The organism is Plantibacter sp. lyk4-40-MEA-4 (genome assembly GCF_030209415.1).
Lineage (GTDB): Bacteria > Actinomycetota > Actinomycetes > Actinomycetales > Microbacteriaceae > Plantibacter > Plantibacter flavus_A.
The window spans coordinates 328,261-352,263 of the sequence record NZ_JARVSA010000004.1 but is presented as its reverse complement, the minus strand read 5'-3'; the positions used below and the strand labels follow the sequence as shown (position 1 = coordinate 352,263).

Sequence of the window (24,003 nt, the reverse complement as noted above, 5' to 3'; positions counted from 1 at the left end):
CATCATTGAGGAGCATCGTGTCGACTTCCCAACTCTCTGTCCAGCTCTACTCGGTACGGGAGCCGCTCACCGCGGATCGTGCCGCAGCGCTGCAGCGCCTGACCGAGATCGGCTTCCGTCAGGCCGAGCCGTTCGGCTTCGGTCCCGGCGTCAGCCTGCAGGACATCCACGATGCCGGCCTCGCCACCCCGAGCGCGCACGGCAAGGTCATCGCCGAGGGCATCGACCTGTCGGCGGCCTTCGGCGCCGCTGCTGAGCAGGGCGTACAGGTCCTCATCGACCCCGCCATCGCCGAAGAGCGCTTCGCCACGGCAGAGACGGTCGCGTCGATCGCCGACGAGCTGAACGCCGCGGCGGCTGTCGCCGCCGGTCACGGGGTCCAGGTGGGATACCACAACCACTGGTGGGAGCTCGAGGGCGACGTCGCGGGCACCAGCCCGCTCGAGCACCTCGCCGCACTCACCGACCCGGCCGTCGTGTTCGAGGTCGACACCTACTGGGTCGAGGTCGGCGGACGCCGCGCGGTCGACGTCCTCGGCGCGATCGGTGATCGCGTGCGCTTCATCCACGTCAAGGACGGTGACGCCTCCCGCGACACGCTGAAGCAGCTGCCCGCGGGTGCCGGGGTCGTCCCGGTTCTCGACATCCTCGCCGCGGCACCGCAGGCCCTGCGCGTCGTCGAGTTCGACGCGTTCGACGGCGACATCTTCCAGGGGCTCGAGCAGAGCTTCACCTACCTCACCACGAACGGAGTCCAGGCATGAGCAACAGCACCGGAACGGTCGGTGTCGGCCTCATCGGCGCCGGCGTCATCAGTGACCAGTACCTCGGCAACCTGGTCACCTTCCCCGACCTCGACGTCCGGTTCGTCGCGGACCTCGACCTCGAGCGGGCGAAGACGCAGGCCGAAAAGTACGGTGTGCCCGGCCACGGCTCGGTCGCCGAACTCCTGGCCGACCCCGAGATCGAGATCGTCGTCAACCTGACCATCCCGAAGGTCCACGTCGAGGTCGCCATGCAGATCCTCGACGCCGGCAAGCACGTGTGGAGCGAGAAGCCCTTCGCGCTCGACCGTGAGAGCGGGCAGGCCCTGCTGGCCGCCGCGAAGGAGAAGGGGCTCCGCGTCGCCACGGCTCCGGACACCTTCCTCGGCGCCGGCATCCAGTCCGCCCGCCGACTCGTCGAGGCCGGTGGCATCGGTCAGCCCCTCACCGCGCTGACCCTCATGCAGAGCCCCGGCCCGGAGTCGTGGCACCCGAACCCCGACTTCCTGTTCCAGGACGGCGCCGGTCCGCTCTTCGACATCGGCCCGTACTACATCACGGCGCTCGTGCAGCTGTTCGGGCCGATCGCCCGCGTCACCGCGCTCGCCTCACAGGCCTTCCCGCAGCGGACGATCGGATCCGGCCCGCGCGCGGGTGAGTCGTTCGATGTGACGGTGCCGACGCACGTGAGCGCCCTCTTCGAGTTCGAGAGCGGCCAGCTCGCGCAGAGCGTCTTCAGCTTCGACTCCAAGCTCGGTCGCACGCAGTTCGAGGTCGCCGGCTCGACCGGCACGCTCGTCGTCCCCGACCCGAACACCTTCGAGGGCGACCTGCTCGTCTACGGCGGTGGCGAGGAGCCCGAGGCGATCCCGTCGACCGGTCCGACGCAGGGCCGCGGAACCGGTGTGGTCGAGCTCGCGCAGGCGATCCGCGCCGGTCGTCCCGAGCGTGCCTCCGGTGAGCTCGCCTACCACGTGCTCGACGTCATGGTCTCGACGGCCGAGTCGGGCCTGAGCCGCACCTCGGTCGACGTCGTCAGTACCGTGGAGCTCGCTCCTGCGCTCCCCGAGTCGTGGACGCCGGCGGACGGCACCTTCGGAGCATGACCGTGGCCGGTCCCGGTATCGCGGTGGTGGGCGGTGGCTTCATGGCCACCGTCCACAGCCGGGCGGCCCGCGCGGCGGGTGCCCGGCTGGTCGGTGTCGTCGCCTCGACGCCCGAGCGCTCGCGGGAGGTCGCCGCGAGCCTCGGGTTCGAGCGCGGGTACGGCTCGCTCGACGAGCTGCTGGCCGACCCCTCGGTCGACGTGGTGCACGTGTGCACGCCGAACGCGCTCCACGCCGAGCAGGCACTCGCGGCCATCGCGGCCGGCAAGCACGTCGTCTGTGAGAAACCCCTCGCGACCGACGCCGCGACCGCCGAGCGTCTCGTCACCGCCGCAGCCGAGGCCGGTGTCGTCGGCACGGTGCCGTTCGTCTACCGCTTCCACCCGCTCGTCCGGGAGGCCCGCGCGCGTGTCGCCGCGGGCGACCTCGGGACCCTGCTCACGATCAGCGGGTCGTACCTCCAGGACTGGCTGCTCGCGCAGGCCGACGACAACTGGCGGGTCGACGCGGCGGCCGGGGGTCGTTCGCGCGCCTTCGCCGACATCGGTTCCCACCTCGTCGACCTTCTGGAATTCATCACCGGCGCGCACATCACCGAGCTGAGTTCGACGGTCCGCACCTTCTTCGCCGAACGCGCGAACACCCCGGAGGTCACGACCGAGGACGCGGCCGCGGTCGTCATCCGGCTCGAGGGCGGCGCCATCGGCACGCTGCTCGTCTCGCAGGTCGCGCCCGGTCGGAAGAACCGACTGCATCTCGAGGTCGCCGGTACCGAGCTCAGCATCGGTTTCGACCAGGAAGCGCCGGAGACGCTCTGGCTCGGCCGTCGGTCGGGGACGCAGGTGCTGCCTCGCGACGCCGACCAGTTGCACCCGGACGCCGCACGCCTGTCCATCGTCCCCTCGGGGCACCCGATGGGCTACCAGGACGCGTTCAACGCCTTCGTGGCCGACAGCTACGCGGCGATGGCCGGACAGTCGCCGGACGGTCTGCCCGTCTTCGCGGACGGACTCCGAACCGCGCGCATCACCGAGGCCGTCCTGGACGCGGCCGACACCGGTCGCTGGGAAGCGATCGCCACCTCCACCGACGACGAGCAGAGGATCACCGCATGACCGACACCACCGACAAGCAGTACGCGAGCCGCCTCCCGGTGACCCTGTTCACCGGACAGTGGGCGGATCTCCCCTTCGAGGAGGTCGCCCGCCTCGCCGCCTCCTGGGGCTATGACGGCCTCGAGATCGCGGCCTCGGGCGACCACCTCGACCTCAAGCGCGCGGATGAGGACGACGCCTACCTGCAGTCCCGCCTCGACATCCTCGACCGGCACGGTCTCGAGGTCTTCGCGATCTCGAACCACCTCACCGGCCAGGCCGTGTGCGACGACCCGATCGACTTCCGCCACCAGGCGATCGTCCGCGACTACACCTGGGGCGACGGCGACGCGGAGGGGGTACGTCAGCGCGCGGCCGAGGACATGAAGCGCTCCGCGCGGGTCGCCCGCAAGCTGGGCGTCGACACGGTCGTCGGCTTCACCGGGTCGAAGATCTGGCAGTACTCCGCGATGTTCCCGCCGGTACCGGCCTCCGTCATCGACGCCGGGTACGAGGACTTCGCCACCCGCTGGAACCCGATCCTCGACGTCTTCGACGCCGAAGGGGTCCGCTTCGCCCACGAGGTGCACCCGTCCGAGATCGCGTACGACTACTGGACGAGTGTCCGCACCCTCGAGGCGATCGACCACCGCCCGGCGTTCGGTTTCAACTGGGACCCGTCGCACATGATGTGGCAGGGCGTCGACCCGGTGGGGTTCATCGTCGAGTTCGCGAACCGGATCTACCACGTCGACTGCAAGGACACCCGGATCCGGCCGGCTACCGGTCACGCCGGCATCGTCGGCTCGCACCTGCCCTGGGGCGACCCGCGACGCGGCTGGGACTTCGTGTCGACCGGTCACGGCGACGTGCCGTGGGAGGACGCCTTCCGTGCCCTCTCGAGCATCGGCTACGCCGGGCCGATCTCCATCGAGTGGGAGGACGCCGGCATGGACCGCCTGCACGGAGCCGAGGAGGCCGTCGGGTACATCCGGAACCTGCTCTGGAAGTTGCCCGAGCAGTCCTTCGACGCGGCGTTCAGCACCCAGTAGCCCCGGTCCCTGAACCGCTTCCCCGGTCCCTGAGCCTGTCGAAGGGCGGTTCCTGAGTCGCTTCCCCGGTCTCTGAGTCGCTTCTCCGGTCCCTGAGCCTGTCGAAGGGCTACAACGCCTTCGCCGCCGCCACGAGCACCTGGTTGAGCGTGGGTGCCCCGGTCGCGCGGAACACCTCGGTGCCGTCGTCGGCCGTGATGATGACCGTCGGGGTGGAACGGATGCCGTCGGCCTCCGCCTCCGCCGAACGGAAGGCGACGTCGCGCTCCTCGACGACGGCTCCTGCCACGAGTGCCGGGACCTCGGCCAGGACGGCGCGAGCCTGCATGCAGGGGGCGCAGAACGCGGAGGTGTACAGGGTGAGCTTCACATCTCCTCCAACGCGACCCGGCGGTCCGCCATTCCGCCGCGACCGCCGGTTCCTGGGTGAGTTGTCAATCGCCCACCCATTCCTCGTCGGATGGACCAGGATGGCGTCATGAGAATCGCAGTGACGGGAGGCTCGGGCAAGCTCGGGCGAACAGTGGTCGGCCATCTTCGGGAACACGGTCACCTGGTGATCAACCTCGACCAGGCAGGAGAGCGCGGTGACGGCTTCGTCCGCATCGACCTGCGTGACGCGGGGCAGGTGTTCGACGCCCTCACCGGTGTCGACGAGCAGGCGCCGGACGGGTTCGACGCGGTCGTCCACCTGAGCGCCATCCCTGCGCCGGGGCTCTCGACGAACACCGCGACCTTCCAGAACAACATCCTCAGCACCTACAACGTGTTCAACGCCGCCATCAAGGCCGGCATCACGAACATCGTCACGGCGTCGAGCGAGACCGTGCTCGGGCTGCCGTTCGACACCCCGCCCCCCTACATCCCCGTCGATGAGGCCTACGCCGCCCGACCCGAGTCGACCTACTCGCTGTCGAAGCACCTCGAGGAGCAGCTGGCGATCGAGCTCACGCGGTGGCACCCCGAGCTCAAGATCATCGCCCTCCGGTTCTCCAACGTGATGGACGAGGCCGACTACGCGGCGTTCCCTTCGTTCGATGCCGACGCCACCCTCCGCAAGTGGAACCTCTGGGGCTACATCGACGGCCGCGACGGCGCCCAGGCCGTGCGACTCGCGCTCGAGCACCAGGCCACGGGGTTCGACCGGTTCATCATCGCGGCGGCCGACACGGTCATGTCGCGCGACAACGTCGAGCTCGTCGCAGAGGTCTTCCCGGACGTCCCCGTCACCGGCGACATCGCCGGCAACGGCACCCTGCTCTCGATCGACCACGCCCGCGAGGTCCTCGGGTACGACCCGAAGCACAGCTGGCGCTGACCCGTTCTCAGGAGTTCCTCGGCGCGTCGCCCGCTCGCGAGCCAGGCGCTCCGGCGGACTCCTGAGAAAGGGACTTCAGAGGGCGCCGTTGAGCTTCGCGAGGAGTTCGGCGAGCCGCCGCACCTCGGCCTCGTCCCAGGACGACAGCTGCTGGTAGAGCATCGCCTGGTCGTTGGCCCGTGTCGACTCCATCCGGCGCTCGCCCTCGGCGGTCGCGACGACGAGGCTCGCACGGCCGTCCTCGGGGTCCGGCGTCCTCGTGACGAGGCCGAGCGTCTCCAATTGGTGGATGAGGCGGCTCACCGCGCTCTTGTCCGTCGCGAGCATCTCGGCCAGGGCGCCGGCGCGGATCGCTCCGGAGCGCGAGACCATGCTGAGCAACTTGTAGCCGGCCGGCTGGAGTCCGGGGGAGATCCGCTCGGCGCGGTCGCGGATACCGTTGCGGATGCGGTTGACGAGGAGCGCGAACTGCTCCTCCACGGCACCGATCGCGAGGTCGTGCGCGGTGCCGGCCGCTGCGTCGTCGGCAGCGGCCGGCCCGGCCTGGGCGTCGTGATCGATGGACATCGTTCGCATTGTACGGACTAGCGGCCGTGGCGGGGGCTGTGTGCCTCGGTCTCCGTGCCGCCGTCGGTGTCGGCGGTCTCGTCCCGTCCTCGCTCGAGTCGGCTGTCCGCCTCGCCACCGATCATGGCCTCGGCCACGTCGAGCGCACCGGTCGCGAACGACTGGGTCGACGTGGACGCGGTGGCCGTCGTGACGGACCCGGTGGCCGCGCCGACGAGGGCGGGCTCCCCGGAACGCTGCTCGGCCATGCGCTGCACGGCGTTCTTCGACCCGAGCTTCTTGTTCGGGAGGAAGATCACGGCGATGATCGTCAGGATCGCGAGTGGTGCGGCGACGAGGAAGATGTCGGCCACCGCGTCACCGTAGACGGATTCGATGATGGTCCGCACCGACTCGGGCAGCGTGCTCACCTTCGGGATCGTGCCGCTCGAGAGCGTCTCGGCGATCTTGGCGCCGGGTGCCCCGAGGGCGACGATGGCCGCCTGCAGGTCGGCCTGGCGGTCGGCCAGCATGTCGGTGACCTTCGTCGCGAGCACGGAGCCCATGACCGAGACGCCGATCGTGCCACCGAGGCTGCGGAAGAACGCGACACCCGCGCTCGCCGTACCCAGCTGCTGCGGCAGGACGTCGTTCTGGACCACGAGCACGAGGTTCTGCATCACCATGCCGACGCCGGCGCCGAGGATGAACATGTACACGGAGACGAGCACGTAGTTCGTGTCGTAGTGGATCGTGCTCATGAGGAACAGGCCGACGGTGAGGAGGATCGAGCCGACGATGAGGTACGGCTTCCAGTGGCCGAAGCGCGAGATGAACTGCCCGACCACGATGGAGGCGATCAGGAGGCCGCCGATCATCGGGAGCGTCAGCAGGCCCGACTCCGTCGGGGTCGCTCCACGCGCCAGCTGCATGTACTGGCTGAGGAACACCGAGGTGCCGAACATCGCCACACCCACCGAGATGCTCGCGACGACCGCGAGGGTGAAGGTGCGGTTCTTGAACAGCGACATCGGGATGATCGGCTCGTCGACCTTGATCTCGACGATGACCGCCGCGGCGAGCAGGAGGACGGAGATGCCCACCATGACGAGCGTCGTGAAGCTCGCCCACTCGAACTGCGTCCCGGCCAGGGTGACCCAGATGAGCAGCAGCGAGACGCCGCCGGCGATGAGGGCGGCGCCCAGGTAGTCGATCTTGACCTTGCCGACGTTCCGCTTCGGGAGGTGGAGCGTGCGCTGCAGGAGGAAGATCGCGGCGATCGCGAAGGGGACGCCGACGAAGAAGTTCCAGCGCCAGCCGAGCGAGTCGGTGAGGAGGCCGCCGAAGAGCGGGCCGCCGACCGTGCCGACCGCCATGACCGCACCGAAGAGGCCCATGTACCGGCCACGCTCACGCGGGCTGATGATGTCGGCCATGATGATCTGGCTGAGCGCCGTGAGACCACCGGCGCCGAGGCCCTGCAGGACGCGGAAGCCGATGAGCGTGCCGGTGTCCTGCGAGAAGCCCGCGAGCGCCGAGCCGAGGACGAAGATCCCGAGCGCCAGCTGGATGAGCAGCTTGCGGTTGAAAAGGTCGGCGAACTTGCCCCAGATGGGCGTCGAGACGGTGGTGGCGAGGAGGGTGGCCGTGACGACCCAGGTGAAGGCCGTCTGGTCGCCGTTCAGGTCGGCGATGATCCGGGGGAGGGAGGCCGAGACGACGGTGCCGGCGAGGATCGACACGAACATGCCGAGGAGGAGGCCGGAGAGGGCCTCGAGCACCTGGCGATGCGTCATGCCGTTGTCCGCGCGAGCGGGCGTGGCGGGTGTTGAGGTGGTGTGTGACATGGGCTCCGCGATCGTGATGACGTCAGCTAGTTGATATGCGGCAACTATATGAGAAGTAGTTGATCAGTGTCAACCAATCACGGTGACGGCGTATTCCCGTGGCCCTTCGACAGGCTCAGGGACCGGGGCGGGGCGGCTCAGGGACCGGGGCGGGGCGGCTCGGGGACCGGGGCGGGGTGGCTCGGGGCCGGGGCGGGGCGGCTCGGGGAGCGGGTGGAGGCCGCTCCCCGAGCCTGCCGAGGCGCCGGTCAGCGCCGAGTCGTGACGTCCTTGAGCTTCCCGTTCGCGATGTGCAGACGACGCTCGGCGCGCTTGGCGACCGCGGTGTCGTGCGTCACCACCACGACCGTGAGCCCGCGGTCCCGCCACAGGCCCTCGAGGAGGTCCATGATCTCGTCGCGGGTCTCCTCGTCGAGGTTGCCGGTCGGTTCGTCGGCGAGCAGCACCTCGGGCTCCTTGACGAGCGCACGGGCGATCGCGACCCGCTGCTGCTGCCCGCCGGACAGCTCGGCGGGGAGGTGTGAACCCCGCTCGGCGAGTCCGACGGACGCGAGCGCCGCGCGAGCCCTGGTCTCGCGTTCGGCCCGTGGGGTGCCGATCGGGACCAGGGCCATCTCGACGTTCTCCTGTGCCGTGAGCGTCGGGATGAGGTTGAACCCCTGGAACACGAAGCCGATCTCCGTGGCGCGGATCCTGCCGAGCTTCGTCTCGCTGAGCGTCGAGAGGTCGTCGCCGGCGAGGGAGATGCTGCCGGCGGTCGGTCGGTCCAGCGCGCCGAGCATCTGGAGGAGCGTCGACTTGCCGCCGCCGGTCGGGCCCTGGATGGCGACGAGCTGTCCATCGGGGATCTCGAGGTCGACGCCGTCGAGCGCCGTGACGGAGCGCTTCGCCTGGCGGTACTGCTTGGTGAGGCCGGTGATCGTGTACATGGGGTCCTTCGTTCTGCTGGTCGGAGTGAGAAGTCGGACCGCCGGGTGGTCGCGGGGGAGACCGCCACCCGGCGGCGTCTGGTGCGTCGTCTAGGCGACGGAGCGGAGTGCCTCGGCCGGGCGCAGTCGTGAGGCGCGCCACCCGCCGATCGCACCGGCGAGCAGCCCGCCGAGGATGGCGATCCCGACGGCGATGACGATGATCCACGCGGTCACGGGAGCCTGGAGGACGATGTCGGTGGTGGTCGCGGCCGCAGCGCCCGGGGCACCGCCGAACCCACCGGCCGCTCCCGCCGCCGCATCCGACGGCATGCCCGCGGCACCGCCGGGGCCGCCGAGTCCGCCGCCGGCGGATGTCGTCGCCGCTGCACTGAGGGTCGGAGCGACGAGGTTCACCACGAGGATGCCGATGAGGCCGACCGCGACACCGACGGCGCCGCCGATGAGCGACTGGACGACGGACTCACCCGCGACCTGGCCGACGATGCGCCGGTCGCTCCAGCCGATCGCCTTGAGCGTGCCGAACTCGCGGGTCCGGCGCGTGACGCCGGAGATCGTGAAGAGGATCGCGATGAGGAACGCGGCGGCGAGCACGATGAGCGACAGCCAGGTGCCGAGGTTCGACACCAGCGTCGACGCCGAGGCGAGCGAGCCGGACACGGTGGACGCGAGGTCCTCCTGGGTGCTCACGGTCGCGTCGGGCAGTGCCGCCTCGATGTCCGTCTGCACCTGCGTGATGTCGGTCGACGAGGCGGCCTGCACGTACAGGTCGCTGACCTGGCCGTCGAGCCCGGCGAGGGACTGCGCGACGTCGAGGGGGATGTAGACGTTCGATGCGGACGTCGAGTCGGCCCCGGAGGCGGTCACCGTGCCGACCACGCTGAACGTGGTGCCCGCGATGTCGATCGTGTCGCCGGTGGCGATCCCCGCCTCGGTGGCGTAGGAGGCGTCGAGGACGGCGACGTCCGTGCCCGCGTCGTCGGCTGCGAGCGAGCGACCGTCGCTGAGGGAGACGGCCGAGAGCGGACCCACGGCGTCGCCCGAGGGGTCGAGACCGAGGACCGTGAAGGAGTCGACGCCGAAGGAACTCCCGCCTGCGCCGTCCGGACCACCCTGCGGCGGGGTCGCGCCGCTCGCGTCACCGCCCGGGACGCCTGCCGCCCCGTCGGACCCCTGTGCCTGCGAGAAGTCGGGCAGCTCGCCCGTGAAGGTCGTGTTCGTGAGCGACAGGGTGGCTGCGGCGGCCTCGACGTTGGCGACGTCGGTGACCGTGCCGAGGGCCGTCGCGTCGAAGGTCGACGTGCCACGCGCCGCCTCCAACCGCGACTGGTTGACGGTCGTCGTCCCGTCACTCGTCGACCCGTCGCCCGAGCCGAAGTCGAAGTTCTGGCCGGGGCCGCCGCCGTCCGTCGGCGCCTCGGCCGCCTGACTCACCGTGATGTCCGTTCCGACCCCGTAGACGGATTCCAGCACCGACGCCTGCGCCGTCTTCACGCCGGCGGCGACCGAGTTGACGATGATCACGAGGGCGATGGCGAGCGCCATCCCGATGGCGATGATGATGGTCTGTTTGCGGCGACCGACGAGTTCCCGCCGGAGATAGGTTCCGAACATGTCTGCGTTTCCTTCTGCTCTGGTGCACGTGCCGGCGTCCCCGTTGCGCGACGCCGACGATCCGCACGTCGCGGATGACTTGGACCGGACGCTACGGAGGCTCGCTTGGCCTGCGCCTCGGTGACGCTATGAATCGGCCCAGGCCGCTGCGGGCGCTCCGCCGGCTCGGGGAGGGCACAGCATCCGTCTGGCCGGTTCATAGACAGCTCATAGGGCGGAGGCGAATACTGAACGCGTGAACATCCCGACCCAGGCGCCCGGTGCCGCGCGAAGCGCACTCAAACGGGCCGACGGCACCGCCGTCCGTGTGCTCGTCGTCGACGACGAGGCGACGCTCACGGACCTCCTGCAGATGGCCCTGCGCTACGAGGGCTGGGAGATCCGGACCGCCGCCGACGGCCGTGAGGCCCTCACGATCGCCCGCGACTTCCGACCGGACGCCATCGTGCTCGACATCATGCTGCCCGACCTGGACGGACTGCAGGTGCTGAACCGCCTGCGGACCTCGGGGAGCGACGTCCCCGTGCTGTTCCTCACCGCCAAGGACTCGCTCGACGATCGCATCGCCGGCCTCACCGCCGGCGGCGACGACTACGTGACGAAGCCCTTCAGTCTCGAAGAGGTCGTCGCGCGGCTGCGCGGGCTCATCCGCCGGTCGACCCTGCTGGCCGCCGACGAGTCCGGCCCGGACATCGTGGTCGGCGACCTCGTGCTCAACGAGGACAGCCACGAGGTGATGCGCGACGGCGAACCCATCGAGCTCACCGCGACCGAGTTCGAGCTGCTGCGGTTCCTCATGCGGAACCCGCGCCGGGTGCTGAGCAAGGCCCAGATCCTCGACCGGGTGTGGAGCTACGACTTCGGCGGTCGTGCGAGCGTCGTCGAGATCTACATCTCCTATCTCCGCAAGAAGATCGACGCCGGGCGCGAGCCCATGATCCACACCGTGCGCGGTGCCGGCTACATGTTGAAGATCCCGACGGTCGGTTCGTGACCACGAGACCTCCCGTCACCGACCCGACAGCGACGACCGTCGACTCCACCCGCCCCAAGCGCGCTCCGTGGACGCTCCGTCGACGCCTCATGGTCGTCGTCGTCGGCCTCCTCGCCCTCGGCAGCGCCATCGTCGGCGTCGCGAGCGCGGTCGCGGTGAGCGGCCTCCTCACCGAGGGCGTCGACAACCAGCTCACGAAGGCCGCCGAGCGGATCGTCGACTACGGCCGCAACGGCCAGCTCCCCGCACCGGAATCCCTGCCGGACTCCGGCATCCCCGACGGCTACGGCGGTGGTTCGGGCACGCGTGAGCCGCCCGCCTTCATCGGCGCTCCGGGCCTCGGGCCCGGCGCACTCGGGGCGATCGTCGTCGACGGCACCATCGTCAACGCCGGATACCTCAGCGCCGACGGCAGCACGGTCCCGTGCACCGAGAGCCAGGACGCCATGATCCTCACGGTGTCGGCCGGTGACCGACCGTCGACCATCAACCTCGGGGAGCACCTCGGCGACTACCGCGTCGTCGCCGTCACCGACGCGAGCGGCGCGACGAGGATCATCGGGCTTCCGCTCGCCGAGGTCGCGTCGACGGTCATGCAGCTCGTCACCCTCATCGCGATCATGAGCGTCGTGGTCCTGTTGCTCGCCGGACTGGCGGCGTTCGCGATCGTGCGGTACTCGCTCCGCCCGCTCGACCGCGTCGTCGCGACGGCCGCGGTCGTCGCCGAGCTTCCCCTCGACCGCGGTGAGGTGGCGCTCGCCGTCCGGGTACCGGAGTCCGACACCGACCCGCGGACCGAGGTCGGACGCGTCGGATCGGCGATCAACCGCATGCTCGGGCACGTCTCGTCCGCACTGAACGCCCGGCAGGCGAGCGAGAACAAGGTGCGCCGGTTCGTCTCGGACGCGAGCCACGAGCTCCGGACCCCGCTGGCTTCCATCGCCGGATACTCGGAACTCGCCGCGCGGAAGTCGGACGCGCTGCCGGAGGACGTCACCCACTCCCTCGGCCGGATCCGCTCCGAGGCCGGTCGCATGACCACGATCGTCGAGGACCTGCTGCTGCTGGCGCGGTTGGACGAGGGACGCGAACTCGCGAAGCGCCCCGTCGACCTCACCGAACTCGTCATCCACACCGTCGGCGACGCCCATGTCGCCGGCCCGGACCACGTGTTCGAACTGGACTTCCCCGAGGAGCCCGTCCTCGTCACGGGAGACGCGTCCCGGCTGCAACAGGTGATCGTGAACCTGCTGGCGAACGCGCGGACCCACACGCCCGCCGGGACGATCGTGCGGACGGGGCTGGCGGTCGAGAGCGGTCCTGCGGGCGAGATCGCCGTGCTGACCGTGTCGGACGACGGTCCCGGCATTGACCCTACGCTGCAACCCAACCTCTTCGAGCGCTTCGTCCGCGGTGACGACTCCCGCTCACGCGCCACGGGGAGCACCGGCCTCGGGCTCGCGATCGTGCACGCCGTCGTGACCGCGCACCACGGCACCGTCCGATGCGAGAGCGCACCAGGACGGACGGTGTTCCGCGTCGAGCTACCGGCCGTCGCCACCCCGGACGTCCTCGTCCCGTCGGCGGAGTGATCCGTGCGGCCGGGTAGCGTGGTCCCCATGTGGGTGAAGGTGTGCGGTCTGTCCGAGGCGTCCGACGTCGCTGCGGCGGTGGACGCCGGAGTCGACGCGATCGGCTTCGTGTTCGCGCCGGGGTCGCCCCGGACCGTCGAGCCCGAACGGGTCGCCTCGCTGCTCGCCGACGTCCCAGAGTCGGTGCTGACGGTCGGCGTCTTCCGGCGCCAGTCGGTCGAGGAGGTCTCACGGATCGCCGGTGCTGCGGGGGTGCAGGCCGTCCAGCTCCACGGCGACGAACCACCCGAGGCGTTCCACGAGCTGCAGGCCATGGGGTGGCGGACGCTCCGGGCGACCTCGGCGGTGCGCTACGCCTCCGAGAACGCCGCCGAGCGCGCCGCCTACGCCGAAGAGCTGCTGCTGCTCGACGCACCGGACCCGGGAGCCGGGAAGACCTTCGACACGATCGCCCTGGTGGCGAACCCACCCACCCGCACCTGGATCCTCGCCGGAGGGCTCACGCCGGAGAACGTCCAGGGCCTCGTCGCCGAGCTCCGCCCCTGGGGGGTCGACGTGTCCAGCGGGGTCGAGTCCTCGCGCGGGGTGAAATCACCGGAGCTCATCCGGTCGTTCGTGCACGCCGCCCGCACCGCCCGGGCGGTCTGAGCGTCAGCGGGACACCCGCTGGTCCGCGGTGTGACCCGCACGCTACATTCGTCGGATGAGGCGGTCGGCCGACCGCGACGACGACAAGGAGCGCCACCACCGTGTTCGACACCATCCTGCTCGCCGCGGACGACAACGGTCGGGCCGCCATCGAGTTCATGAACGCCCCCGCCAACGTCTTCGGCGGCATCATCGGCTACGCCCTGTTCGTCGCCTCCGTGTGGGGCATGTTCGAGAAGTCGGGCCGCTCCGGCTGGACCGCGATCATCCCGATCTACAACTGGTACGTCGTCGTCAAACTCGCCGGCTTCACGGGCGCGGCGACCATCCTCTACTTCATCCCGCTCGTGAACATCGTGTTCGGCTGGATCGTCGGTTGGCACATCGGCAAGCAGTTCGACAAGAGCACGGTGTTCCGGATCTTCGGGCTCATCCTGTTCCAGCTGATCGGCTTCTTCATCCTCAGCTACGGCTCGGACCGCTACCTGGGCAAGCAGGTCGACCGCGCCTAGCCGGCGGTCACCTGGGCCGGACGCTCACCGCGACGGCCAGGTCCACGGGGGCGTCGACAGCAGGCCCTGATCCTCGACGGTCGTCTCGCCGAGTCGCTTCACCAGCCGGTGCTCATGCACCTCGCCGGCTTCGAGCATGGCCTCGATGAGTGGGCGGGCGTGGGAGACGACCACGAGCTGCGTGTCGGCGCTCGCCGCGGTGATGAGCCGAGCGAGCTGCGGGAGGAGGTCGCCGTGCAGGCTCGTCTCCGGCTCGTTCAGCACCATGAGCTCGGGCGGGCGAGGGGTCAGGAGTGCCGCGACGAGCAACAGGTAGCGGAGCGTGCCGTCGGACAGCTCGCCGGCCGAGAGCGGACGGAGCATGCCGGGCTGTTCGAGCTCCAGCCGGAACACCCCGTCGTCGGCACGCACGCGCAGCACGCTGCCGGGGAACGCGTCGTCGACGGCGGCGTCGAGGCGGTCCCGGGCGCCGGATTCGATGATCGTCTGCACCGCGGCGGCGAGGTCGGCACCGTCGTGTCCGAGCACGGGCGTCCGCGTGCCGACCTGCGGCGCACGTGCCGGGGCCTCGCGGTCGGTCCGGAACTGGTCGTAGAACCGCCAGCCGCGCACCTGGCCGCGCATGCGGAGGACCTCGGGCGTCGCGTCGGCGTCCGAGAACTCGGTGAGGATGCTCTCCGAGGTGCCGAGCGTTCGGCCGATCGGACGCCACGACCCGTCGCGGACCCGGACCGCCGGACCGTGCCGGTCGACGAGCAGGCTGCTCGGTTTGGCCAGTGCGCCGGCGAAGATCTGCTCCCGCTTGATCTCGGGGTCGCGGCCGAACAGGGTCGTGGACGGCTGCGGGATCCCGAGGTCGATGAGATACCCCAGCGTGTCCGTCGCGAACCCGAGTCGCAGGCTGATCGGCCCCGAGCGGCGCGTGCCCTGGACCGGGACGGAGCCGTCGACCATGGCGTGACTCACGTGTTCGGGGCCGGCCCAGAGCGTCGAGGAGAGCCCGCCGTCGCGGGCGAGTGATCCGACGACATCGCCGTCGCCCGCACTCGCGAGGAGTCGGAGTGCCCGGTAGAGGTTGGACTTGCCGGTGCCGTTCGCGCCGGTCACGACGTCGAGGCCGTGCAGCGGCAGCACGGTGTCTCGGATGGACCGGTAGCCGGAGATGGCGAGCGTCTGGATCATGGCTCCATGGTGCCGGTCGCCTCGGACATCCGGGCGGGCGGTCGTGAGCGCCCGGAGCACGCCTGTCGGAGCGGGGTCGGGGGTGTGTTATGGTTGTGGAAACCAAAGACCGCCGGTCACTGTCGCGTGCAAACGAGACAGTCGAAGGTTCTCGTGACGAGACGTCCAGCGCAGGTGTATGAAGATCTGATCGAGGCTCGCCTCTCCCCAGCTCCGTGCGCTTGCGCCGGAGCTTTTTTCATGCCCGAATCCTTCACCGGTCCGGCGGTTGGTGTGTGCGGCCTCCGCTGCATGCATTCAAGATTCGAAAAGGAGTGGCCATGGCGAACAAGGAAGCCTCGGTTGCCGAACTCACGGAGAAGTTCCAGAGCTCGACCGCCGTTCTGCTGACCGAGTACCGCGGCCTCACTGTTGCTCAGCTCAAGACCCTGCGCAAGAGCATCAGTGCGGACGCAACCTACGCCGTGGTGAAGAACACGCTGACCAAGATCGCGGCGAACAACGCCGGCATCTCGTCGTTCGACGACGAGCTCGCCGGTCCGTCCGCGATCGCATTCGTGCACGGTGACCCGGTCACCGTCGCGAAGGCTCTTCGTGACTTCGCCAAGGCAAACCCTCTCCTCGTGGTCAAGGGCGGTTACTTCGACGGTAACCCGCTGACCGCTGACGAGGTGCGCAAGCTCGCCGACCTCGAGTCCCGTGAAGTGCTGCTGGCGAAGCTCGCCGGCGCCGTCAAGGCCTCGCTGTTCGGAGCTGCCTACCTCTTCAACGCACCGCTCTCGAAGGCCGTTCGCACGGTCGAGGCGCTGCGCGAGAAGCAGGAGTCCGCGGCCGAGTAATTCGGTTCCGCGAACCATCAACCCCGTACCTGTGCGCCGCGTGATGCGGTTGCAGGGCATGAAACAAGGAGAACAATCATGGCAAAGCTGTCAAACGAAGAACTGATCAACGCGTTCAAGGAGCTCACGCTCATCGAGCTCAGCGAGTTCGTCAAGCTGTTCGAGGAGACCTTCGAGGTCACCGCTGCTGCTCCCGTCGCCGTTGCCGGCCCGGCTGCTGCCGGCGGCGCTGCTGCTGAAGAGGTCGAGGAGAAGTCCGACTTCGACGTCATCCTCGAGGCTGCTGGCGACAAGAAGATCCAGGTCATCAAGACGGTCCGCGAGCTCACCTCGCTCGGCCTCGGCGAGGCCAAGGCTCTCGTCGACGGCGCTCCGGCTGCCGTCCTCGAAGGCGCCAACAAGGAAGCCGCTGACAAGGCGAAGGAAGCCCTCGAGGCTGCCGGCGCCACCGTCACGCTCAAGTAGTCGGTCCCCTACGGGGGACAACCACTGGGCTGGCGACCGACTCCGGTCGGTCGCCGCTGACGATCGCGGATCTTCCTGAGACGAGTGCTGTGTGCACTCGGCAGAGACATCCGTGATCGGAGGGCATCGCCCCCGATTCGTTCGGGAGCGGTGCCCTCCGTCGATTAACCGGGGGGCCTGCGATTCGTCGCGCCCCTCCATGCACGCGGATGCTCTGCACCCCGTCGACGACGTTCGTCGACGGTTCACGCAGGCATCCGCGTCGTCGTTCCGCTCCCGGTGAGCGTGGGCTGTCGGTGCGGTGCCCGAATCGGGAGAACCCACCACCATGAACACCCACGCACGCTGGCGTGCAACCATCACCTGGATCCGAGCCCAGCTCGCATCCGCCTTCACCGAGTCGGAGCGGGCGAGCGACGCCCACCCGCCCGATCCGCGGGTCAGCCAGTCCTTCACCACCTGGATGCGCTGACCTGGTTTGCCCCCCGGCCCCAACTCAGGAGTGGCTCGGCGTGCCGCGGCCATTGAGGCCCGCCACGCCGACGAACTCCTGAGTCGGGGACGGGCCGGGTGGATATGCATAGCCAGGCTATGTATACTGGTCACATCATGACCGAGAACCGTACGCATTCACCCCTGCACACCATCCTCGGCGACCTCATCACGGCATCGCACCGGCTCACCCGCCTTGCCGCCCAGGCCACCGGATCCTCCGAATCGCCCGCCGTCTGGCGCACGCTCTCCGTGCTCACCACGGTCGGCCCCGTCCGGGTCGGCGAACTGGCCCGCCAGAGCCGGGTGTCCCAACCCACGATGACCAAGCTCGTGCAGAGCCTCGACGAGCGCGACTGGATCAAGCGGATCGCCGACGTCGACGACCACCGCGCGTGGCTCATCGCCATCGCCCCCAAGGGGACGGCCGCTCTCCTCGCCTGGCGCGACGAGCTCACCGACGCCCTGGAGCCGGCTTTCACCGACCTCGAGGACGACGACCTCGCCGCGATCGCCAGGACCGTCGAGATCATCCAGGCCCGCGTGGCCGTCGAGGTCGCCTCGGAGCTGACGGCATGAGCGCCGACACCAGCGCACACACGTCCTCCACGCCCACCCCCACAGCGTCGAGCCACGGCCACGCCGCAGGCCACAGTGCCGGCCTCGGCGGCATCCTGCACCAGCCGAAGGCCGTCTGGGCGGTCGCCTTCGCGAGCGTCATCGCCTTCATGGGCATTGGCCTCGTCGACCCGATCCTGCCCGCGATCGCCGAAGACCTCCAGGCGACGCCGACCCAGGCCGAGATGCTCTTCACGAGCTACCTGCTCGTCACCGGCGTGGCGATGCTGTTCACGAGCTGGCTGTCGAGCCGGATCGGTGCCAAGCGCACGCTCCTCATCGGACTCGCGCTCGTCGTCCTGTTCGCGCTCCTCGCGGGCCTCTCCGACTCCGTCGGTGCCGTCATCGGCTTCCGGGCCGGCTGGGGCCTCGGCAACGCGCTCTTCATCTCGACGGCACTCGCCACCATCGTCGGAGCCGCGGCGGGCGGACGCGCCAACGCGATCATCCTGTACGAGGCCGCCCTCGGGCTCGGCATCGCGATCGGTCCGCTGCTCGGGGGTCTCCTCGGCGGCATCGGCTGGAAGTGGCCGTTCTTCGGCACCGCGACGCTCATGGCCGTCGGGTTCATCGCGATCGTCACCCTGTTGAAGACCGAGGGCCCGAAGCCCGCGCCGCTCAAGCTGTCCGCACCGTTCAAGGCGCTGGCGATCCCGTCGCTGGGCATCCTCGCGGCAGCCGCACTGTTCTACAACATCGGCTTCTTCACGCTCCTCGCGTACTCGCCGTTCCCGCTCGGCCTCGATGCGATGGGTCTTGGGTTCACCTTCTTCGGGTGGGGTGTCGCGCTGGCGATCACGAGCGTGTTCGTCGCACCGCTGCTCACGGCCCGGATGCGTCGCACCTCCGTGATCAAGCTCGTCCTGCCGTTGCTGGCACTCGACCTCGTCGCGGCCGGACTCCTCGTGCAGTCCACCGTCGGCCTCATCGTCTGCATCGTCGTCGGCGGGCTGCTGCTCGGCGTCATGAACACGGTGCTGACCGAGGCGGTCATGGAGGCGACGGACCTGCCGAGCAACGTCGCATCCTCGGCCTACTCGTCGGTGCGGTTCCTCGGTGGGGCCATCGCGCCACCGGCCGCCGCGGAGATCGCGAAGCTCATCTCGCCCGCCGCGCCCTACTATGTGGCCGCCGGCTCGCTCATCGTCGCGGTCCTCATCGTGGTCCTCGGACGCAAGCACCTCGCCCGGGTCGACGGCCCGGTGGAGAGCGAGCTCGACGAGGCCATCGCGATCACCGCAGCCGACGCGAGCTGATCCGACCGCTCACCGCGCCCCACCGACGCGAGCGCGACCCTCCGGGGGCCCGTGCTCACGTCGGTGGGGCGCGCTCGTGCCAGCGCACCGCGCTCAGACCGCAGCCGGGTCGTCTAGTCGACGGGCTCGGGGCGGGTCGTGGTCTGTCGGATCACCAGGCGGGTCGGCCAGCGCACCTCGGAGACCGTTGTGCCCGGGTCCCCGGAGTCCGGAGCCTGCGCGCGCTGCTCGTCCTCCAGGTCCTGGAGGAGGATCTCGACGGCATGCCGTCCCTGCGCGCGGGGCTCCTGCTCGAAGGTGGTGAGCGCGAACATCTCCGCGTAGGAGTGCCCGTCGATCCCGATGACCGACAGCTCCGCCGGAACGGTGATCCCGAGGCGACGTGCCGCGATGATGATGCCGATCGCCACCTCGTCCGTCGAGGCGAACACCGCCGTCGGCCGGATCCTCGCGTCCCGCAGCAACTGCGCCGCGGCCTCGTACCCGCCCGGTAACGAATGGACGGCGGGCAGGACGTGCACGGCTGAGGTGAGTCCGGCATCCTCCATCGCCGCGAGGTAGCCGGCCAGGCGCCTCCCGTGCACGGTGTCCGTCTGCAGTTCCGCGTCGTGCCCGGTGATGTGGGCGATGCGCGTGTGCCCGAGGGTGATGAGGTGTTCCGTCGCCTCACGGCCGAGTGCCTGGTCGTCGATGTTGATGGAGTGACCGCCACGGATGTTGCCGCCGATCGACACCAGTGGACGGGGATTGGCGAGCAGTCGCGCGATCTCGTCCTGCGAGGCCTCGATCCCGATCGAGATCATGCCGTCGAAGCGCTTGTTCGTCAGGTAGGCGTCGAAGATGCGATCGCGCTCCGGGGAGTCGGGCGGCAGATGGTGGAGCGTCAGGTCGTAGCCCCGCGCACGGAGGGCGCCCTCGGCGCCTTCCAGGACCTCCCCGAAGTACCAGCGGTTGAGGAACGAGGTGAGGACGCCGATGGCCAGCGTGCGTCCGGTGGACAGACTCGCGGCGATGGGCGAGGCGACGTACCCGATCGTGGCCGCGGCCTGCACGACCCGTTCCCGGGTCTCGGCCGACACGTATCCGCGCCCGGTGAGCGCTCGCGAGGCCGTCGCTTTCGAGACGCCGGCGAGGGCCGCGACATCGCTGATGGCACCACTCATGCCGACTCCCTCCGTTGGGTAGCACCACCATAGCGAATCTGGAACGGACCTGGAACTGCCGACTGGAACTGATCCATAACAACTGGAGCACGAATGGTCCGCCCGACCTCGTGATTTCGGTGGGAGCGCTCTCACTGTCTATTTCGTTATGTTCTCGTGCTTGCATCCTGTCGCCGGGTGAAGTACTTTGGCGCATGGAAACGGTTCCGCATCCGGACCGATTCCGCACCAGTGCATCATCGGAACGGCTCGACCCTGGAGACGTTCGAACCTGCAGCACTCAATGAGGAGGACACAGATGAGTTTCATTCGGACCCGCCGGACGGCCCTGCCGCTGGCCGTCCTGGCCGTCGCGGGCGTCGCGCTCACCGCTTGTTCAGGCGGATCGGGTAGCAGCGGCGGTGGCGACGACGACAAGACCGTCACCATCTACGGGACGATCGCCGACACCGAGGCGAAGCTGCTCGAGGAGAGCTGGGCCGACTTCGAGAAGGAGAGCGGCATCACGATCAAGTACGAGTCCTCCAAGGAGTTCGAGTCGCAGATCGGCATCCGCGCCCAGGGTGGTAACCCGCCCGACCTCGCGATCTTCCCGCAGCCCGGCCTCCTGGCCGACCTCGCCAAGCGCGACTACCTGAAGCCCGCGCCCGACAGCGTCAAGGCGAACATCGAGAAGTACTGGTCGAAGGACTGGGCCGCCTACGGCACCGTCAACGACACCGTCTACGGCGCTCCGCTCATGGCGAGCGTCAAGGGCCTCGTCTGGTACCAGCCGGCCAAGTTCAAGGAGTGGGGCGTCGAGGTCCCGAAGACCTGGGACGAGCTGCTCACGCTGACCAAGACCATCCAGGAGAAGACGGGTTCCGCACCGTGGTGCGCCGGCTTCGGCTCCGGCGACGCCTCGGGCTGGCCCGGCACCGACTGGATCGAAGACCTCGTCCTGCGCCAGCAGGGCCCGGACGTCTACGACGACTGGGTGGCCAACAAGGTCAAGTTCACCGACCCGAAGATCAAGGAAGCGTTCGACTCGGTCGGCGAGATCCTCAAGAACCCGGAGTACGTGAACGCGAGCTTCGGCGACGTGTCCTCGATCAACTCGACCGAGTTCGGTGACGTCGCTCCGGCGCTCGCCTCCGGCGCCTGCGCCCTCCACCACCAGGCATCGTTCTTCTCCGGCTTCCTCGAGGACGCCGGCGCGACCGTCGCCCCCGACGGCGACGTGTGGGCCTTCGTGACCCCCGGCATCAAGGAGGGCGAGACCGCTGTCACCGGTGGTGGCGAGATCGTCGGCGCGTTCAGCGACGACGAGAGCACCGTCAAGGTCCAGGAGTACCTCTCGAGCCCTGAGTGGGCGAACAAGCGGGTCAAGCTCGGCGGCGTCATCTCCGCCAACAACGGCCTCGACCCGGCGAACGCCTCGACCCCGATCCTCAGCCAGGCGATCGAGATCCTGCAGGACGAGAAGACCACGTTCCGCTTCGACGCCTCCGACCTGATGCCCGGTGCCGTCGGTGCCGGAACCTTCTGGAAGGGCCTCGTGAACTGGATCAACGGCGACGAGACCGACCAGGTCCTCAAGGACATCGAAGCCGGCTGGCCCTCCAGCGAGTAATCGATATCCGGAACTGCTGCTCGTGAGCGGGAGCGCCGGAGGGTGATCACCACCCTCCGGCGCTTCCGCCTCGGCAGTGGAACCCCCTAGGGTTCACTCAGGGTCCAACGCCGTACTCGAAAGGCCAGCTATGTCAGGTTTCCTCAACTGGTTGGGCGGACTGCCTCCGCTCGCCCAGATCCCGATCGTCGTCATCGCCTTCGGCGCGGTGGTGGCCCTCCTCCTCTTCTTCGTGGACATCGCGCCACGCAAGGGCACCCTGTACACGGTCATCCGTCTGGCGTTCTGCGTCCTGGTGCCCGTCGTCGTCGTCCTCTTCTTCGGCTCGTTCCTCTGGGCCGCGGCCGTCGCCGCCGTCCTCGGCGGCGTGCTCTTCCTCCTCGACTACCGCTCGAAGAAGGGCGTCGGGTACCTCGTCCAGCTCGTCGGCTTCCTCGCACCGGCGTTCCTGCTGCTGCTGATCGGCCTGATCCTGCCGTCGATCAACACGACGATCGCCGCGTTCATGTCGGCGTCCGGCAAGAACTTCGTGGGCCTGAACAACTTCATCTGGCTGTTCACACAGCCGAGCGCCATTCGTACCGTGATCAACACGATCATCTGGGTGCTGCTCGTCCCGGCGTTGTCGACGGCCTTCGGACTCGCCTACGCCGTGTTCATCGACAAGTCCCGCGGTGAGAAGTACTTCAAGATCCTCGTCTTCATGCCGATGGCGATCTCCTTCGTCGGTGCGTCGATCATCTGGCGCTTCATCTACGCCTACCGCGAGGCCGACGCGACCCAGATCGGTCTGCTCAACCAGATCGTCGTGTGGTTCGGCGGCACTCCGGTGCAGTGGCTGCAGAACGAGCCGTGGAACACGCTGTTCCTCATCGTCGTGCTCATCTGGGTCCAGACCGGTTTCGCGATGGTCGTCCTGTCCGCCGCGATCAAGGGTGTCCCCACCGAGCAGATCGAGGCCGCTGAGCTCGACGGCACCAACGCCTGGCAGCGCTTCATCAACGTCATCGTCCCCGGCATCCGCTCCTCGCTCGTCGTGGTCGTCACGACGATCTCGATCGCCTCGCTGAAGGTCTTCGACATCGTCCGCACGATGACCGCCGGCAACAACGGCACCTCGGTCATCGCGAACGAGATGTACACCCAGTTCAAGAACTTCGAGAACGGCCGGAGTGCGGCGTTCGCCGTGGTCTTGTTCGTCCTCGTGCTGCCGATCGTCATCTACAACGCACGGCAGATCAAGAAGCAGAGGGAGATCCGATGAGTGCTGTGCAGCCGATCGAACTACCGATCGACGAATCCACCAAGGAACAGCTCGCCCAGGGGGAACGCGGCATCGAGGCCGCGAGCCGCCGGACGAAGAAGCGGCTCACCAGCCGCGGGGCGACCATCGCGGCCGTCATCATCGCGGTGCTGTGGACGGTCCCGACCTTCGGTCTGTTCGTCTCCTCGTTCCGACCTGAGCAGCAGGTGAAGACCACCGGTTGGTGGACGATCTTCTCCGACTTCCAGGTCACCATCGACAACTACGTGCAGGTGCTGCAGGCCGGCAACTCGACGCTCAACCTCGCGGGCTCGTGGGTCAACTCGATCGCCATCGCGGTCCCGGCGACCCTGATCCCGCTGGTGGTGGCGAGCCTCGCGGCGTACGCGTTCGCGTGGATCGACTTCCGCGGCAAGAACTTCCTGTTCATCCTCGTGTTCGCGCTGCAGGTGGTGCCCATCCAGATGGCGCTCGTGCCACTGCTGTCGACCTTCTCCCGCGGGCTGAACATCTTCGGCCTGCAGGTCGGTGAGGGACTGGATGCGAGCGGCACCTTCGCCCAGGTGTGGATCGCGCACACCATGTTCGCGCTGCCGCTGGCGATCTTCCTGCTGCACAACTTCGTCGCGGAGATCCCCGCCGAGGTCATCGAAGCGGCACGCGTGGACGGTGCCGGTCACGGTCAGATCTTCTTCCGGATCGTGCTGCCGCTGACCATGCCCGCCATCGCGTCGTTCGCGATCTTCCAGTTCCTGTGGGTGTGGAACGACCTTCTGGTCGCGCTCATCTTCGCGGACGGCGAGGTCGCGCCGATCACGAAGCTGCTGGCGGAGATCACCGGTACGCGAGGCAACGAGTGGCACCTGCTCACGGCCGGCGCGTTCATCTCGATCCTCGTCCCGCTCGTGGTGTTCTTCGCCCTGCAGCGCTACTTCGTCCGCGGGCTCCTGGCCGGTTCGACGAAGGGCTGACCCGACACGCGGTTCGATCCTCCGATCGACAGCGTCGTCGGTGCGCGGACGCCCCGGGAGCTCATGCTCCCGGGGCGTCCGTGCGTCTGCGGGTCGTCTGGTCTGGTTCACAATTCAGGAGAGCC

At 68.9% G+C, this 24,003-nt stretch carries 24 protein-coding genes; 17 read left to right on the top strand and 7 right to left on the bottom strand.

What is annotated here, in order from left to right; all coding sequences use genetic code 11:
- Window positions 1-17: 17 nt before the first annotated feature.
- The 4 genes from QRN44_RS09705 to QRN44_RS09690 are packed head-to-tail and all read left to right on the top strand — an operon-like array spanning window position 18 to window position 4,016.
- Window positions 18-764, top strand: a complete 747-nt coding sequence (locus QRN44_RS09705; protein ID WP_064294545.1) for a sugar phosphate isomerase/epimerase family protein — start codon at window positions 18-20, stop codon at window positions 762-764.
- Window positions 761-1,870, top strand: a complete 1,110-nt coding sequence (locus QRN44_RS09700) for a Gfo/Idh/MocA family protein (protein ID WP_121289070.1) — start codon at window positions 761-763, stop codon at window positions 1,868-1,870. The genes QRN44_RS09705 and QRN44_RS09700 overlap by 4 nt, the downstream gene beginning before the upstream one ends.
- Window positions 1,867-2,985, top strand: a complete 1,119-nt coding sequence (locus QRN44_RS09695; RefSeq protein WP_285039011.1) for a Gfo/Idh/MocA family protein — start codon at window positions 1,867-1,869, stop codon at window positions 2,983-2,985. The genes QRN44_RS09700 and QRN44_RS09695 overlap by 4 nt, the downstream gene beginning before the upstream one ends.
- Window positions 2,982-4,016: a sugar phosphate isomerase/epimerase family protein gene (locus QRN44_RS09690; protein ID WP_064294543.1), complete on the top strand. Its 1,035-nt coding sequence runs from the start codon at window positions 2,982-2,984 to the stop codon at window positions 4,014-4,016. Before QRN44_RS09695 ends, QRN44_RS09690 begins: the two co-directional genes overlap by 4 nt.
- A 109-nt stretch (window positions 4,017-4,125) precedes the next feature.
- On the opposite strand, the gene QRN44_RS09685 is transcribed toward QRN44_RS09690, so the two are convergent.
- Window positions 4,126-4,386, bottom strand: coding sequence for a thioredoxin domain-containing protein (locus QRN44_RS09685; protein WP_064294542.1), 261 nt, complete (start codon window positions 4,384-4,386; stop codon window positions 4,126-4,128).
- Window positions 4,387-4,494: 108 nt separating this feature from the next.
- On the opposite strand from QRN44_RS09685, the gene QRN44_RS09680 reads away from it, so the two are divergent.
- Window positions 4,495-5,334: an NAD-dependent epimerase/dehydratase family protein gene (locus QRN44_RS09680; RefSeq protein ID WP_121289074.1), complete on the top strand. Its 840-nt coding sequence runs from the start codon at window positions 4,495-4,497 to the stop codon at window positions 5,332-5,334.
- Between the two features lie 75 nt (window positions 5,335-5,409).
- On the opposite strand, the gene QRN44_RS09675 is transcribed toward QRN44_RS09680, so the two are convergent.
- The 4 genes from QRN44_RS09675 to QRN44_RS09660 all read right to left on the bottom strand — a co-directional run bounded on the left by QRN44_RS09675 (window position 5,410) and on the right by QRN44_RS09660 (window position 10,270).
- Complete coding sequence (locus QRN44_RS09675) at window positions 5,410-5,901, bottom strand: MarR family winged helix-turn-helix transcriptional regulator (RefSeq protein ID WP_158596512.1); 492 nt, start codon at window positions 5,899-5,901, stop codon at window positions 5,410-5,412.
- Between the two features lie 17 nt (window positions 5,902-5,918).
- Complete coding sequence (locus QRN44_RS09670; protein ID WP_502928636.1) at window positions 5,919-7,727, bottom strand: MDR family MFS transporter; 1,809 nt, start codon at window positions 7,725-7,727, stop codon at window positions 5,919-5,921.
- Window positions 7,728-7,975: 248 nt separating this feature from the next.
- Entirely contained in the window at window positions 7,976-8,656 is a 681-nt protein-coding gene (locus tag QRN44_RS09665; protein ID WP_064294539.1) for an ABC transporter ATP-binding protein, read from the bottom strand.
- Between the two features lie 90 nt (window positions 8,657-8,746).
- Window positions 8,747-10,270 carry an ABC transporter permease gene (locus QRN44_RS09660; RefSeq protein WP_285039010.1) on the bottom strand — a complete coding sequence of 508 codons (1,524 nt, stop codon included), beginning with the start codon at window positions 10,268-10,270 and terminating at the stop codon, window positions 8,747-8,749.
- A 235-nt stretch (window positions 10,271-10,505) separates the two neighbouring features.
- Here QRN44_RS09660 and QRN44_RS09655 point away from each other — a divergent pair, with 235 nt between their 5' ends.
- The 4 genes from QRN44_RS09655 (at window position 10,506) to QRN44_RS09640 (ending at window position 14,016) form a co-directional block, all read left to right on the top strand.
- Window positions 10,506-11,264, top strand: coding sequence for a response regulator transcription factor (locus QRN44_RS09655; protein WP_285039009.1), 759 nt, complete (start codon window positions 10,506-10,508; stop codon window positions 11,262-11,264).
- Window positions 11,261-12,856, top strand: a complete 1,596-nt coding sequence (locus tag QRN44_RS09650) for a sensor histidine kinase (RefSeq protein WP_285039008.1) — start codon at window positions 11,261-11,263, stop codon at window positions 12,854-12,856. The genes QRN44_RS09655 and QRN44_RS09650 overlap by 4 nt, the downstream gene beginning before the upstream one ends.
- Before the next feature lie 27 nt (window positions 12,857-12,883).
- Window positions 12,884-13,504 carry a phosphoribosylanthranilate isomerase gene (locus QRN44_RS09645; RefSeq protein ID WP_079003250.1) on the top strand — a complete coding sequence of 207 codons (621 nt, stop codon included), beginning with the start codon at window positions 12,884-12,886 and terminating at the stop codon, window positions 13,502-13,504.
- A gap of 101 nt (window positions 13,505-13,605) precedes the next feature.
- Window positions 13,606-14,016, top strand: coding sequence for a DUF5684 domain-containing protein (locus tag QRN44_RS09640; protein ID WP_121289080.1), 411 nt, complete (start codon window positions 13,606-13,608; stop codon window positions 14,014-14,016).
- Window positions 14,017-14,040: 24 nt separating this feature from the next.
- Here QRN44_RS09640 and QRN44_RS09635 read toward each other — a convergent pair whose 3' ends face one another.
- Window positions 14,041-15,198 (bottom strand): AAA family ATPase, encoded by a 1,158-nt coding sequence (locus QRN44_RS09635; RefSeq protein WP_285039007.1) that lies wholly within the window; start codon window positions 15,196-15,198, stop codon window positions 14,041-14,043.
- Between the two features lie 320 nt (window positions 15,199-15,518).
- Between QRN44_RS09635 and rplJ the strand changes: the two genes are divergently transcribed.
- The 5 genes from rplJ to QRN44_RS09610 all read left to right on the top strand — a co-directional run bounded on the left by rplJ (window position 15,519) and on the right by QRN44_RS09610 (window position 18,868).
- A complete protein-coding gene (gene rplJ, locus QRN44_RS09630; RefSeq protein WP_064294534.1) occupies window positions 15,519-16,037 on the top strand; it encodes a 50S ribosomal protein L10 in 519 nt (172 codons plus the stop codon).
- Window positions 16,038-16,115: 78 nt separating this feature from the next.
- Window positions 16,116-16,502, top strand: a complete 387-nt coding sequence (rplL, locus tag QRN44_RS09625) for a 50S ribosomal protein L7/L12 (protein ID WP_064294533.1) — start codon at window positions 16,116-16,118, stop codon at window positions 16,500-16,502.
- Window positions 16,503-16,830: 328 nt separating this feature from the next.
- The gene (locus QRN44_RS09620; RefSeq protein WP_153303516.1) at window positions 16,831-16,974 is read left to right on the top strand and encodes a hypothetical protein; all 144 of its coding nucleotides are present in this window, start codon (window positions 16,831-16,833) and stop codon (window positions 16,972-16,974) included.
- Window positions 16,975-17,111: 137 nt separating this feature from the next.
- On the top strand, window positions 17,112-17,573 hold the full coding sequence (locus QRN44_RS09615) for a MarR family winged helix-turn-helix transcriptional regulator (RefSeq protein WP_064294532.1): 462 nt from the start codon (window positions 17,112-17,114) through the stop codon (window positions 17,571-17,573).
- Window positions 17,570-18,868: an MFS transporter gene (locus QRN44_RS09610; protein ID WP_285039006.1), complete on the top strand. Its 1,299-nt coding sequence runs from the start codon at window positions 17,570-17,572 to the stop codon at window positions 18,866-18,868. Before QRN44_RS09615 ends, QRN44_RS09610 begins: the two co-directional genes overlap by 4 nt.
- A gap of 113 nt (window positions 18,869-18,981) precedes the next feature.
- Here the strand turns inward: QRN44_RS09610 and QRN44_RS09605 are convergent, their stop codons facing one another.
- Window positions 18,982-20,031 carry a LacI family DNA-binding transcriptional regulator gene (locus QRN44_RS09605; RefSeq protein WP_175117360.1) on the bottom strand — a complete coding sequence of 350 codons (1,050 nt, stop codon included), beginning with the start codon at window positions 20,029-20,031 and terminating at the stop codon, window positions 18,982-18,984.
- A 298-nt stretch (window positions 20,032-20,329) separates the two neighbouring features.
- On the opposite strand from QRN44_RS09605, the gene QRN44_RS09600 reads away from it, so the two are divergent.
- The 3 genes from QRN44_RS09600 to QRN44_RS09590 all read left to right on the top strand — a co-directional run bounded on the left by QRN44_RS09600 (window position 20,330) and on the right by QRN44_RS09590 (window position 23,878).
- Window positions 20,330-21,643: an ABC transporter substrate-binding protein gene (locus QRN44_RS09600; RefSeq protein ID WP_064294530.1), complete on the top strand. Its 1,314-nt coding sequence runs from the start codon at window positions 20,330-20,332 to the stop codon at window positions 21,641-21,643.
- 130 nt (window positions 21,644-21,773) lie between these two features.
- Entirely contained in the window at window positions 21,774-22,907 is a 1,134-nt protein-coding gene (locus QRN44_RS09595) for a carbohydrate ABC transporter permease (RefSeq protein WP_064294529.1), read from the top strand.
- Window positions 22,904-23,878 (top strand): carbohydrate ABC transporter permease, encoded by a 975-nt coding sequence (locus QRN44_RS09590; protein ID WP_064294528.1) that lies wholly within the window; start codon window positions 22,904-22,906, stop codon window positions 23,876-23,878. The genes QRN44_RS09595 and QRN44_RS09590 overlap by 4 nt, the downstream gene beginning before the upstream one ends.
- The last annotated feature ends 125 nt before the right edge of the window (window positions 23,879-24,003 follow it).